This is a genomic window from Flagellimonas sp. CMM7 (assembly GCF_021390195.1).
GTDB lineage: Bacteria > Bacteroidota > Bacteroidia > Flavobacteriales > Flavobacteriaceae > Flagellimonas.
Genome location: NZ_CP090003.1, coordinates 2,362,180 through 2,375,589 on the forward strand (window position 1 = coordinate 2,362,180; position 13,410 = coordinate 2,375,589).

Genomic DNA, 13,410 nt, shown 5'->3' on the forward strand with positions numbered 1-13,410 from the left:
TAAAAGCGATGTTAGGGGTGCGTTAAGTATTTATTTGAAAAATGTTACAATATTGTTATGACATTAAATCAATGTTAAGCATTGATGGGGTTATAGTATTATATTTACATTTGGGCGATTAAGACAAAAAATACTATCCCATGAAAACAAAGGACATTAAGATTCTACTTGTTGATGATGAGCCGGATATTCTAGAAATTGTGAGCTATAATCTTTCTTCTGAAGGATATGAAGTCTTTACTGCAAAGAATGGAGTTGAAGGAGTTGCAAAGGCAAAAAAGAAAACCCCCCATCTAATTATATTAGATGTTATGATGCCAGAAATGGATGGCATTGAAGCTTGTGAAATTATAAGAAGTACCCCAGGTCTTGAAAATACCATCATTACATTTCTTACCGCTCGTGGAGAAGATTATTCGCAAGTGGCGGGTTTTGATGCCGGTGCCGATGACTACATTACTAAACCCATCAAACCAAAAGTATTGGTAAGTAAAGTAAAGGCTCTGTTGAGAAGAATAAAAGAAGAAAAAGCTGAAACCGAGGATATTGTAACGGTAGGTAACATTGTAATTAATAGGGAAGAGTACAAAATCATCAATAATGGGAATGAGATTGTACTTCCAAGAAAAGAGTTTGAACTTTTATCATTATTGACTTCCAAGCCAAATAAGGTGTTTAAAAGAGAAGTGATTTTAGATAAGGTATGGGGGAATGAAGTGGTTGTAGGTGGCCGCACTATTGATGTGCATATTAGAAAATTACGCGAAAAAATAGGAGACCATCACTTTAAAACGGTTAAAGGTGTGGGATATAAGTTTGTATTGTAATGGCCATTAGAATAAGGAAATCTTATAAGTTTGCCTTAAGATCATCCCTTCTGATAACTACTTTCCTTGTAGGGATATTACTAGTATACCTTATTTTCAAAGAACAGGTCAACTGGTTGTTTATTGCATTCTTTGCAAGTGCATGTTTTGTTGTTTCCTTTTTTATACTTCAAATTAGAGTAGAACGATTTATTTACAGACGGGTTAAAAAAATATATGACGATGTTTCCTTGTTAGAATCTTCGTCCTTCTCGTCAAAACCTGTCACTACAGACATGAAAACCTTGACCCAAGAAATTGAGAAATTTGCTGAGGACAAGAAAATAGAGATAGATACCCTAAAAATTCGAGAAGAATATAGAAAAGACTTCTTAGGAAATGTTTCCCATGAGTTGAAGACACCCCTTTTTACTGTGCAAGGTTACATACTCACTTTGCTGGATGGTGCTATGAATGACAAGAAAATTAGGGAAAAGTACTTAGCTCGTGCCAACAAGGGGGTTGAGCGTTTAATTTACATTGTAAAAGATTTAGATTTAATTACCAAACTTGAGGTAGGCGGGTTAAAATTGGAACGAGAAGATTTTGACATTATTGAGCTCATTCAAAATGTGTTTGATCTTTTAGAAATGAAATCGAAAAAAAAGGAAATCAGTCTTACTTTTGATATGGAATATATAGATCCTATCTATATAAATGCTGATAGGGAGAAGATACAGCAAGTGGTTACCAATCTTCTTGTAAACTCCATTAAATATGGTCATCCAAATGGAACAACGGAGGTAAGTGTCGAGAACCTTATTAAAAATAAAGTCATTATTAGGGTCACAGATAATGGCGAAGGGATACCAAAAGAGCATATTCCAAGACTTTTTGAGCGTTTTTACCGTGTAGATCAAAGTGGTAGCCGTGCTGAGGGAGGTTCAGGATTGGGGCTTTCCATAGTAAAACACATTATGGAGGCACATGATGAAAAAATTTATGTTGAAAGTGAGGAAGATGTAGGTTCCGAGTTTTCTTTTACTTTGGAAAAAAGTGAAAACAAACTACCGTAATCAATATCAGATTCAAATTGCTTTAACCCTTCAAAAGCATCTATCCTCTTCAAATCATCAAACTTAAAATCGCTTTGATTGCTATAGGGAACTAGATTCTGTTTTTGCAAACGTTTTGCGAGATATTCTTGCTCATATTGCCCTGGGGTAGGTATAAAAAACGCCTTTTTCTCTAGTTTGGCCAAATCCATTATAGTGGTATATCCAGAACGACAAAGTACTTTGGCACTTTGGGTCAAAGCAGTTTGCAATTCTTCGGATTGCATAAAATTGCAAACAGTGATGGTGTTATTCAAGGTCTCAAATTCTTCAATGGATTTATGTTCTTCAATTTTCCCTTTCACAAAAAATATGTTTCCATCAAATTGTTGAAGTTCTTCGAGAAGTTTTTCCTCCAAAATGGTTCGTTGCGGTTCAGGACCAGAAAGTAGAACCATTAAATCGTACTTCTGCTCAACAGCTGTTTTTTTAAACCTACTAAGAGGGCCTAAATATTTAATATTGATTTTGGATTTTTTCAAATGTCCCAGTTTACCAGTAAGGTTTGGTTTGCCCTCAACATCGGGAACCCAGCAAGCATCAAATTTTTTAATGATTTTTTGATGCGCTTTTGAGCTCATCCATGTTGTATTTCCGGAAAGGACATTAAGTTGATGCGTAATAAAAACACAGGGCACTTTTTTGTAAAATACACCTAAACGGTTATCAGAAATAATACCATCCAATTGGTGTTTCTTGACCAATTGTTTTATAGTTTTTTTCTCCTTGTTCATCGCCTTCAATACTTTTGGAGAATCCCACATCATTTTAACTTTAAAATTCTTAGCCTTTTCGGCATAAGTAATCTTGTAAGAAGGCAATTCAAACGTAGTAACGTCTGGAAATTCTTTCCGTAAAAGTGAGCGCGCAACACCATCCGATGCTATAAATGGTTGGTGGCCGTGCTCCAAAAGAGCATTTATAATTGGAATGCATCTTGTGGCATGACCTAATCCCCAATTTAATGGGGCGACCAAAATACGTTTAGAACTTTGCATAACAACAAAAAAACAAAATCATAATTGCTTTTGGATTTCCTTAGTTTTGCCAGAACATTAAATTTTTGCATATCAAAAGAAGTTAAGTGGGAAGCAAGAACAAACTGAAAAGATTTAAGGAGAACGAAACTTTTCCAAATGTAATCCAGCCCCATAGAGATGAGGTTTTAGAAGGATTCAAGTTTAAAGGGAATTGGGCATCTTTTTTTAATAACGAGAATCCCATTGTTTTGGAATTGGGTTGTGGAAAAGGAGAGTACACCGTTGGTCTCGCACAGAAGAATTCAGATAAAAATTTTATTGGAATTGATATTAAGGGAGCCAGGTTTTGGAGAGGTGCAAAATCTGCTCAGGAATTAGAACTAAATAATGTGGCCTTTGTGCGCGCACAGGTTGAACTTGTAGATTACCTTTTTGAACCTGGTGAGGTAAATGAGATTTGGATTACGTTCCCTGACCCGCAAATAAAATACAAACGCACAAAACACCGTTTGACCAACCCTCTGTTCCTTGAAAAATATAAGCACATATTAAAACCGGATGGAATTGTAAATTTAAAGACCGATAGCGAATTTATGCATGGATATACGCTTGGTCTTTTACAGGGATTGGGTTGTGAAATTTTGTATTCCAATCATGATGTATATAAAAACGAAGGAAGTCCGGCCGAAGTTTTGGAAATCCAGACTTTTTATGAAAATCAGTATCTTGAGAAAGCAAAACCAATCACATATATCCAATTTCGGATCACTAACTAAATGATGCACCTGCTAACGCTTTTCTTTTTCACTTTTTTAGCGGCCTTTGGGGCTTCGGCACCGCCTGGTCTGTTAAATATGAATGCAGCTAAAACGAGTGTTGAAAAAGGGAAAAGCAATGGAATTGTTTTTGGGCTCGGAGTGTCCGTCATGGTCATTTTTCAAACCTACATTGCGGTTAGAATAGCAAAGTATCTTTCAAGGAACCCAGAAGTGATCGGTATGTTATTGCAAATTGCCTTAGTGGTATTTGCGATATTGGCTGTTTTTTTCTTTATGAAAGGGAAAAAACAAAACAACCACCAGATTGATTTTGAGAAGGGAAAGAAACGCAGTAGCTTCACAAAAGGCCTTTTTTTAGCTGCAATAAACCTTTTGACCATACCTTATTACAGCGGTTTAAACTCGTTGTTTCATACGCAGGGGTTTATGAATTACAAAGTTATTGACGAGGTGATTTTCATCTTGGCTGCGGGTTTGGGGACTTTTTTGGTGATGTATTTATATGCCTTTTACTTTAACAAAATGGAACGGAAGACCAATCGCTTTTCCAAAAATTCCAACTATATTTTAAGTGGACTAATGTTGGTTTTATTGGTGATTACATTGATTAAAATTTTCTATTAATAGATGGAAGAACCTAACTTTTTCGATAAGGTCTATGAAGTGGCAAAACAGATACCCTATGGCAAGGTTACCTCTTATGGTGCTATTGCAAAATATTTAGGCGCTGCCAGAAGCGCTCGAATGGTTGGTTGGGCCATGAACAATTCAGCGGCAAAAAATGTTCCTGCGCACCGTGTCGTAAATAGAGTTGGTATGCTCACAGGAAAGCATCATTTTGATGGCACCAGTCTTATGCAGCAGCTTTTGGAAAATGAAGGTATAGTTGTAAGAGATAACCAAATTGTAGATTTTAAAAAGCATTTTTGGGACCCAGGAAAGGAATTTGAATCAGAAATTGGATAGCATAAACTCTTGTTATTACACCATCTTCATTTTCAATATACAAACGTCATTATCTAGCCTCCAAGCCTTATCTTTGTAATTTAGAATCAGTTTAAACGACTGCAATTAAAACAGGATTAATGAAGCTGAACAAGGCAGACATTCTTAAGGCATTAGAAAACATATCCGCCCCTGGCGAAGGTCAAAATATTGTGGAAAGTGGGGCAGTGACCAATGTGCAAGTATTTGGAGATGAAGTTGAAGTAGATGTTACCATAAAGAATCCTAGTCTTCAGGCTAGAAAGAAAACCGAAGTGGAGATTTTAAAAATCATCCATAAAGAGGTTTATGAAAAAGCGAAAATCAAGATCAATGTTAAGGTTGATGCTCCTTCAAAACCTAAAGTGAACCAAATTAAAGGGAATCCAATTCCCGGTATTCAAAATATAATTGCCGTAGCTTCTGGTAAAGGAGGTGTGGGAAAATCTACAGTCACGGCTAATTTGGCAGTTACATTGGCCAAAATGGGTTTTAAGGTAGGGTTGTTGGATACCGATATTTATGGGCCATCCATGCCTATCATGTTTGATGTTGCCTTAGAAAAACCTTTGTCCATTAACGTGGATGGAAAGGCAAAGATGAAACCAGTTGAAAATTATGGGGTTAAATTGCTTTCCATTGGTTTCTTCACACAACCTAATCAAGCTGTAATTTGGCGTGGACCAATGGCTTCAAAAGCTTTAAATCAAATGATTTTTGATGCACATTGGGATGAGCTTGATTTTCTTCTATTGGACTTACCCCCGGGAACAGGTGATATTCACCTAAGCATTATGCAGTCGCTACCGGTTACAGGAGCTGTAGTGGTAAGCACTCCGCAAGAAATTGCTTTGGCAGATGCCAGAAAAGGAGTTGCCATGTTCCAGCAAGAGGCCATAAGCGTTCCTGTGCTGGGTATTGTGGAAAACATGGCCTACTTTACACCAGATGAACTGCCTAACAACAAATACCATATCTTTGGAAAAGATGGTGCCAAAAACTTGGCAGAGGATTTGGATACACCATTTTTAGGAGAGATTCCTTTGGTACAGAGTATTCGTGAAGCAGGCGATGTTGGGAGACCGGCAGCATTACAAACAGCCACTCCAATTGAAGAAGCATTTGAACAATTGACTAAAAATGTTGTTCAAGAATTGGTTAGAAGAAATACAGATTTACCACCAACGGAAGCAATAAAGATTACCACAATGGCAGGGTGTGCCGCCGTTAAAAAGAAATGATTATGACGTCAGAAGAGATAAAAACAAATGTTCAAAAAGCCTTGGATGAAATTCGTCCTTTTTTACAAAGTGATGGAGGAGATATTTCATTGATTTCTATAGATAATGGAAGTTCGGTCAAAGTTAAGCTCGAGGGTAATTGCATAGGTTGCAGCGTTAACCAAATGACCCTAAAAAGTGGTGTTGAAATGACCATTAAGAAGTATGTTCCGCAGATTGAAGAAGTTATTAACGTAAGCTAGCCTGACAAAAATCATAAAACCTTCCTGTAACAAACCTTAAGTTGCGCAGATATCTAAACATGATTCTGAATGATTAAAACTGATATACTGATAATTGGTGCAGGCCCTACGGGTCTTTTTGCTGTTTTTGAGGCAGGTCTATTACAGTTAAAATGCCATTTAATAGATGCTTTGCCACAACCAGGAGGACAATGCTCAGAAATATACCCTAAAAAGCCAATTTACGATATCCCCGGGTTTCCAGAAGTTTTGGCTGGAGAACTAGTGGATAATTTAATGGAACAGATAAAGCCATTTCAACCAGGGTTTACTTTGGGAGAACGCGCTGAGAAGATTGAAAAATTAGAAGACGGTTCTTTTATAGTTACCACAAATAAAGCAACGCAACATCATGCACCCATTATTGCCATTGCAGGAGGTTTAGGAAGCTTTGAGCCAAGAAAACCACTGCTGGACAATCTATCCAAATTTGAAGACAAAGGAGTTGCCTATATCATCAAAGAGCCAGAAATCTATCGAGATAAAAAAGTACTAATTGCTGGAGGAGGAGATTCTGCATTGGACTGGTCTATCTTTCTTGCGGATATTGCTTCAGAAGTTACGTTGGTTCATAGGCGAAATGAGTTTCGTGGAGCTTTAGACTCTGTTGAGAAAGTGCAGCAATTAAAGAATCAAGGAAAAATCAATTTGATTACACCTTCTGAAGTAGTAGGGTTGCATGGGGAGGAAAAACTAGAGAGAGTTTCCATCAAAAGAACAGATACTTCACAAGAAATTGATTTAGAAGTGGATAATTTTATTCCACTTTTTGGGCTTTCACCTAAATTGGGGCCCATAGCGGACTGGGGCTTGGAAATTGAAAAAAACGCCATAAAAGTTGATAATACGTTGGACTATCAGACCAATATTCCTGGAATCTACGCTATTGGCGATGTGAATACCTATCCTGGAAAGTTGAAATTGATTTTGTGCGGTTTTCATGAGGCTACCTTAATGTGTCAGAGTGCATATCAACGCATATTTCCAGATAAAAAATATGTTATGAAGTATACCACTGTTGGTGGTGTAACTGGTTTTGATGGAAGTAAAAAAGAGGCTCCCAAGGCTGTTGTAAAAGCTATTGACTAGTGAAATAGTTTGAGGGTGAAATAGTAAAAAAGTGTTGAGTGTATGACAATACAGCGTTTTGAAGATTTAAAAGTTTGGCAAAAATCTCAAGATTTATCCGTTGAAGTATATAGAATGTTTTCAAATATTACGGATTTTGGTTTTAGGGATCAAATAAGAAGGGCTTCGGTACCTATTTCAAATAATATTGCAGAAGGTTTTGAACGAAGTTCCAACGCCAATTTTAAAAGATTTTTATATTTCTCATTGGCTTCAAACAGTGAAGTAAGATCGATGTTATATCAGTCTGAAAGATTAAACCATTTAGATCAACCAAAAGCCGAAGAATTGATTAATGAAACAAACGAGGTTTCAAAAATGCTTTACGCATTTATCAAATCAATGAAATAACTAATTCGCTTTATCACTAACCAACTAGTAAACTATAGGAGAATGTCCGACATAAAGCTTAAGATTATAGATCGTGATGGAGTATTGCATGAAGTTGATGCGCCAACGGATATGAATATGAATTTGATGGAGGTTGTTCGTTCCTATGAACTTGCTCCAGAAGGAACCATTGGAATCTGTGGTGGAATGGCCATGTGCGCTTCTTGCCAATGTTATATAAAATCTGATCATTCACTCCCAGAAAAATCTGATGATGAGGAAGCCATGTTGGCTGAAGCCTTCTTTGTAGAAGATAACAGCCGCTTAGGATGCCAAATCCACATGCAGGATAATTTGGATGGGCTAGAGGTGGAGTTGGCTCCGGAAGAAGCTTAAATCCTCGCCTGATAAGTAAATAGGTTATAATACCTTCCTTCGGAAGCTATTAATTCATCATGGGTGCCCTGCTCTGCAATATTACCATTTTCAATCACCAAAATTTGATTCGCTTTTCTAATGGTGCTTAAACGGTGGGCAATTACAAAAGTGGTTCTTCCTTTGGTCAATTCGGCCAAACTTTTCTGAATCAATGCTTCGGATTCTGTATCTAAACTAGAGGTGGCTTCATCCAAAATAAGAATCTTTGGATCCGCCAAAACAGCACGAGCAATGGCAATGCGTTGTCGTTGCCCACCTGATAGTTTTACACCGCGTTCGCCAATCAAAGTATCCAGCCCATCATCAAATCGGTCTGTAAACTCATCAACATAGGCTGCTTTTACCGCCTGTTGTAGCTGTTCTTCAGAAGCATCAGGCCTTGGAAAAAGAATATTTTCTTTTATAGTGCCTTCAAATAAAAAGTCATCCTGCAATACCACTCCCAAGTGTTGCCTGAAACTGTTTAGGTTAACCTTGGCCAAATCTTGTCCATCAATAGTAATGGTTCCAGAATCTGGATTAAGAAAACTGGCTGCCAACCCAGCTATTGTTGATTTTCCAGAGCCAGAGCTGCCCACTAACGCAATAACTTCTCCTGGTTTAACGCTAAAACTAATATCATGCAAGACCTCTTTGTCTTCCTCGTACGAAAAAGAAACGTTGGAAAAATGCATACTGCCAATGACAGAATCAAGTTGTATCATCCGTTCCCCCTCCATTGACTCTTCATCCATGTTCATCAATTCTTCTGTTCTGTCAAGCCCTGCCAAAGCTTCAGTCAGTTGACTACCAATATTGCTCATTTGTACTATTGGTGCAATCATTAAACCTAGAAGTACAGTGAATTCAACAAACTCGCCAACGGTAAGATTACCTTCAATGATTTTGTAACCCCCAAAGCCCATAACGCTTGTAGTTGCAATACCTAATAAAAAGGTAGAAGAACTGGTCATAAAAGCTGTAGTGGTCAAACTTTTTTTTACGTTTTGATACAAACGGTCAACCCCAGTTTCAAAAACCTCTTGCTCCTGTTGTTCTGCATTAAACCCTTTGATTACCCTGATACCTCCCAGAGTTTCTGTCAACCTTCCTTTTACTTCCGCGTTTATTTTTCCACGATCTCTAAAAATTGGACGTATGATCTTAAAAGCTTTTAGGGCAATCAGCGAAAAAATAATGAGAGGGATAAAAGTAAAAAGGGTCATAAAAACACTAATATCCATTAGTAGAATTAATGAGACAACAGCAGTGATAACTCCACCAACTAACTGAACCAAACCGGTTCCAATTAAATTCCGAACTCCTTCAACGTCAGACATGATTCGCGAGACCAAAGCGCCAGATTTTGTGTTGTCAAAAAAACGTATGGGAAGGGAAAGCACTTTTTTCTGCACTTGCGCCCTTAGTTCAGAAATTAAGTATTGCGCCTGTACACTTAAGATCCTCGTTAGTAAAAAAGAAGTGATTGCTTGCACAAAAATTGCTGAAATTACGCCAGCGACTAGATATTTGAGCATGTCAATATCTTTATTAACGATGACATCATCAATCAAGTGCTTAGAAGCAATAGGGGTTACAAAACTTGCCGCTTTACTAATTGCAATAAGCAGCAATCCAATGAAAACCAATTTTCTTTTGGGCCAGATAATGGTTTTAAATGCCTTTAAAATGCTTACTTTTTTTTCTGCCATTTGGTATTCTTCGAAAGAGAGTGCAAGTTACTTGAAATTCTGTGTAGATAAAATCATAAAGGCAGGGAGTCAATTCATATGAGAGAAACTGCGTAACATATTAGTATATTTAGATGTTCTTGATGGTCAAAATGTATGAATAAGAAAGTGCTGTTTTGTTTTTGGTTTCTGATTTCTTTCTGTGGTTTTGCACAACAACAATATCCTGATTTAAGGGAAATAGTTACCGACAGTGCAAAAATATTTTCTGCACAAGAATTGGAAGACCTAAAAACCAAGCTCACCAATTTTGAAGAAGAAACTACAAATCAGTTGGTGGTGCTTACCATTAAAGATTTAGGTAATGAAACTATTGAAGAATATGCTAACAAGACTTTCAATAAAAACAAATTAGGTCAAAAAGAAAAGGACAACGGTATTCTTATCCTTTTTGCCCACAATGATAGAAAGGTTCGCATTGAGGTCGGTTATGGCCTGGAGCCTTATATAACAGATGCAGTTGCTTCCAATGTTATTAGAAATACCATGATTCCCCAGTTTAAGAAGTCCAACTATTATGAGGGTATAAATCTAGCTGCAGATCAACTCATCGAATTTCTTAACAATCCTGAAGCGCTTGAGGAATTCAAAAAAGAAATGGACGCTAGTGAAAACCAAATGGATTGGGTTGTTAAGCTTGTTATGGGCCTCTTTCTTTCCATATTCATTGCAGCTGGCGGGTTCATATTTTTCAAGGCATATTCTGGTTTAATAGAAATTTTTAGAGGAATGTTGATAGGCAAACTAGGTTTGCTCCAGGGTTTGTTCATGATGGTTTTTAGTTTGATTCAAATCCTTTTTTCTTCTGTTTTCATTTTGATGCCCTTGTTCTTTGCTTCAATGGTTTTTGGTGTTGTTAAGGATATAGATAATATGGATCAGGTGTTTGAACATACTCATTGGCTTTATTACATTCTTGCCACTTTCTTAGGGATAACCATTTTAATTGCCGTTTTGAAAATCTTGCTTAAAGGGAAAGAAGATTTTAAACTTTCGCTCTACAAAAACGATAAGACTTACATGCGTAAAACCTTCTCTTCATCTGGTAGCCATTCTTTTGGTTCAAGCTCAGGTGGAAGCAGCTCTGGGGGCTTCTCTGGAGGAGGTGGTAGTTCAGGCGGTGGTGGTGCAAGTGGAAGTTGGTGATTGTATTAGTAATTCAAGGGGATTTCATTTATTTTCACGGTGTAAACAAACAATATGGATACGAAAGATAGTAATGGAAATGTTCTTGAAGATGGAGATAACGTTCATGTAGTCAAAGACTTAAAGATTAAGGGAATGTCCAAAACCCTAAAAAGGGGAAATGTGATAAAGAATATTAGACTAACCGGTAATCCACAAGAAGTAGAGTGCAGAGTTGGAAAGGCCCAAATAGTATTAAAGACCCAATTTTTGAAAAAAGCTTAAAATTTTTAGAATGAGAACAGTAGCGTTATTAGTTTTTTTAATGATGGTTTCTTGTGGAGAAAAACCACAAACAGAAGTCGAAAAATGGGAGGCCCAAGCTGAAAATATTACAATTATTAGGGATGATTTTGGGGTACCACATATTTATGGAAAAACTGATGCAGATGCTGTATTTGGACTGCTATATGCCCAATGCGAAGATGATTTTAACCGAGTAGAGCAAAACTATATTTGGGCCATAGGAAGATTGGCAGAGGTTGAAGGAGAAGATGCTTTATACAGTGATTTAAGAGCCAGACTTTTTATGAGTGAGGAAGAAGCAAAGGCCAATTATGACAAAAGCCCCGAATGGCTAAAAGAACTTTGCGATGCTTTTGCAGATGGCATTAATTATTACTTGTATACCCACCCAGAAGTAAAGCCAAGATTGTTGACCAAGTTTGAGCCATGGATGCCCATGTATTTTAGTGAAGGTTCCATAGGTGGAGATATAGAACGAATTTCTGTCAGAAAAATAAAAGCTTTCTATGAAAGTGGACTGGAGATTCCAGAAATGGAAGAATTGAAAATGAAAAGGGAGGAGGAAATGGCTGAACCTCAAGGATCCAATGGAATAGCTATTTCAGGAAAATTGACAGCCTCTGGCAATGCTATGTTATTGATAAATCCGCACACCTCATTTTACTTTAGAGGAGAAGTACATGTTGTTTCCGAAGAAGGTTTGAATGCTTATGGTGCGGTGACTTGGGGGCAGTTTTTTGTGTACCAAGGTTTTAATGAGAAAACGGGATGGATGCATACTTCAACATATACAGATGTGATGGACGAGTTCAAGGAAACCATAGTGAAAAATGATGATAATTTGTTTTATCAATATGAAGAAGAGTTAAGACCTGTGGAAACATCAGAAGTGACCTTGAAGTATAAAGATGGTGATGGTGTCAAAGAAAAGACCTTTCCCATGTACCATACCCATCACGGACCAATAACTCATGCGGTAGATAAGCAATGGACAGCTTCTGCGATGATGTGGGAACCGGTAAAAGCATTGGAACAATCTTATACCCGAACCAAAAAAGAGGGCTATGATGGATTTAGAGAAATGATGGATATCCGTACTAACTCTTCCAACAATACGGTCTATGCCGATGCCGAAGGTAATATTGCCTATTTCCATGGAAACTTTATTCCAAAAAGAGATACTATTTTCAATTACAGAGAACCGGTTGATGGAAGCAATCCTAAAACTGATTGGCAAGGTTTGCATTCAGTGGACGAGAACATTCTGGTATTGAATCCTGATAATGGTTGGATTCAGAATTGTAATTCCACACCGTATACATCGGCGCTAGAATTTAGTCCAAAGAAAGAAGACTACCCAAATTACATGTCCATAGACCGGGAGAACTTTCGTGGTGTGCATGCCATTGGTTTATTAAAAGACAAAAATGGTTATACTTTAGATAGTCTTATTGAACTTGCCCATGATCCATATTTACCTGCTTTTGAAGCATTGATTCCTGGATTGATAAAGGCCTACTATGCTCATCATGATAGAAATCCAAAATTACAAGGGGCTATAGATACTTTGGCGGATTGGAATTTTAAGACGTCAAAAGAATCTGTGGCAATGACCTTAGCACATTATTATGGGACCTTAAGCTATAAAAAAGCGGATAGACCTGAAGGGATGACCCCAATACAATTAATTACATATTGGGGCAGTGAATCACCTCAAAAAGAAAAATTGACACTTTTTGAAGAAGTAGTTGACCAATTGGAAACAGATTTTGGAACTTGGAAAATGCCTTGGGGTGAGGTTCACCGTTACCAAAGACTTAATGGGGATATTCGTCAACCATTTGATGACACCAAGCCAAGTAGTCCAATAGGTTTTGCGAGTGGTCGCTGGGGCGCTTTGGCCGCCTATGGAGCGCGATATAATAATGGAACCAAGAAAATCTATGGCACTCGAGGCAACAGTTTTGTCGCTGCTGTGGAGTTTGGGGAAAAAGTAAAGGCAAAAACAATTTTAGCTGGCGGTCAAAGTGGTAATCCTGATTCCCCACATTTTGATGACCAAATCCAAATGTATTCTAATGTGAATTGGAAAGATGCTGCATTTTACAGAGAAGATGTGCTAAAAAGAGCTGTAAAAACCTATAAGCCAGGGGAAACTCAAGAGTAG

The 13,410-nt window shown here is 37.5% G+C and carries 15 protein-coding genes; 13 read left to right on the forward strand and 2 right to left on the reverse strand.

What is annotated here, in order from left to right:
• Positions 1 to 140: 140 nt before the first annotated feature.
• Positions 141 to 827 (forward strand): response regulator transcription factor, encoded by a 687-nt coding sequence (locus LV704_RS10805; protein WP_163420224.1) that lies wholly within the window; start codon positions 141 to 143, stop codon positions 825 to 827.
• Positions 827 to 1,882 carry a cell wall metabolism sensor histidine kinase WalK gene (locus tag LV704_RS10810; protein WP_163420222.1) on the forward strand — a complete coding sequence of 352 codons (1,056 nt, stop codon included), beginning with the start codon at positions 827 to 829 and terminating at the stop codon, positions 1,880 to 1,882. The genes LV704_RS10805 and LV704_RS10810 overlap by 1 nt, the downstream gene beginning before the upstream one ends.
• On the opposite strand, the gene LV704_RS10815 is transcribed toward LV704_RS10810, so the two are convergent.
• The gene (locus LV704_RS10815) at positions 1,807 to 2,919 is read right to left on the reverse strand and encodes a glycosyltransferase family protein (protein ID WP_163420220.1); all 1,113 of its coding nucleotides are present in this window, start codon (positions 2,917 to 2,919) and stop codon (positions 1,807 to 1,809) included. The genes LV704_RS10810 and LV704_RS10815 overlap by 76 nt on opposite strands.
• 86 nt (positions 2,920 to 3,005) lie before the next feature.
• On the opposite strand from LV704_RS10815, the gene trmB reads away from it, so the two are divergent.
• From trmB to LV704_RS10855, 8 genes are all read left to right on the forward strand, one after another.
• Positions 3,006 to 3,677 (forward strand): tRNA (guanosine(46)-N7)-methyltransferase TrmB, encoded by a 672-nt coding sequence (trmB, locus tag LV704_RS10820; RefSeq protein ID WP_163420218.1) that lies wholly within the window; start codon positions 3,006 to 3,008, stop codon positions 3,675 to 3,677.
• Entirely contained in the window at positions 3,678 to 4,304 is a 627-nt protein-coding gene (locus LV704_RS10825; protein ID WP_163420216.1) for a LysE family transporter, read from the forward strand.
• A gap of 3 nt (positions 4,305 to 4,307) precedes the next feature.
• On the forward strand, positions 4,308 to 4,646 hold the full coding sequence (locus LV704_RS10830) for an MGMT family protein (protein WP_163420213.1): 339 nt from the start codon (positions 4,308 to 4,310) through the stop codon (positions 4,644 to 4,646).
• Positions 4,647 to 4,765: 119 nt separating this feature from the next.
• Positions 4,766 to 5,905: an Mrp/NBP35 family ATP-binding protein gene (locus LV704_RS10835; protein WP_163420212.1), complete on the forward strand. Its 1,140-nt coding sequence runs from the start codon at positions 4,766 to 4,768 to the stop codon at positions 5,903 to 5,905.
• Positions 5,906 to 5,907: 2 nt separating this feature from the next.
• The gene (locus tag LV704_RS10840) at positions 5,908 to 6,147 is read left to right on the forward strand and encodes a NifU family protein (RefSeq protein ID WP_163420210.1); all 240 of its coding nucleotides are present in this window, start codon (positions 5,908 to 5,910) and stop codon (positions 6,145 to 6,147) included.
• A gap of 69 nt (positions 6,148 to 6,216) precedes the next feature.
• On the forward strand, positions 6,217 to 7,275 hold the full coding sequence (locus LV704_RS10845; protein ID WP_163420208.1) for an NAD(P)/FAD-dependent oxidoreductase: 1,059 nt from the start codon (positions 6,217 to 6,219) through the stop codon (positions 7,273 to 7,275).
• Positions 7,276 to 7,317: 42 nt separating this feature from the next.
• On the forward strand, positions 7,318 to 7,665 hold the full coding sequence (locus tag LV704_RS10850; protein WP_163420207.1) for a four helix bundle protein: 348 nt from the start codon (positions 7,318 to 7,320) through the stop codon (positions 7,663 to 7,665).
• A gap of 42 nt (positions 7,666 to 7,707) precedes the next feature.
• The gene (locus LV704_RS10855; protein WP_163420205.1) at positions 7,708 to 8,040 is read left to right on the forward strand and encodes a 2Fe-2S iron-sulfur cluster-binding protein; all 333 of its coding nucleotides are present in this window, start codon (positions 7,708 to 7,710) and stop codon (positions 8,038 to 8,040) included.
• On the opposite strand, the gene LV704_RS10860 is transcribed toward LV704_RS10855, so the two are convergent.
• Entirely contained in the window at positions 8,037 to 9,773 is a 1,737-nt protein-coding gene (locus tag LV704_RS10860) for an ABC transporter ATP-binding protein (RefSeq protein ID WP_163420203.1), read from the reverse strand. The two genes, LV704_RS10855 and LV704_RS10860, sit on opposite strands and share 4 nt — an antisense overlap.
• A gap of 135 nt (positions 9,774 to 9,908) precedes the next feature.
• Here LV704_RS10860 and LV704_RS10865 point away from each other — a divergent pair, with 135 nt between their 5' ends.
• The 3 genes from LV704_RS10865 to LV704_RS10875 are packed head-to-tail and all read left to right on the forward strand — an operon-like array spanning position 9,909 to position 13,410.
• Positions 9,909 to 10,958 carry a YgcG family protein gene (locus LV704_RS10865; RefSeq protein ID WP_163420202.1) on the forward strand — a complete coding sequence of 350 codons (1,050 nt, stop codon included), beginning with the start codon at positions 9,909 to 9,911 and terminating at the stop codon, positions 10,956 to 10,958.
• 54 nt (positions 10,959 to 11,012) lie between these two features.
• The gene (locus tag LV704_RS10870) at positions 11,013 to 11,222 is read left to right on the forward strand and encodes an alkylphosphonate utilization protein (RefSeq protein ID WP_163420200.1); all 210 of its coding nucleotides are present in this window, start codon (positions 11,013 to 11,015) and stop codon (positions 11,220 to 11,222) included.
• Between the two features lie 10 nt (positions 11,223 to 11,232).
• Entirely contained in the window at positions 11,233 to 13,410 is a 2,178-nt protein-coding gene (locus LV704_RS10875; RefSeq protein WP_163420198.1) for an acylase, read from the forward strand.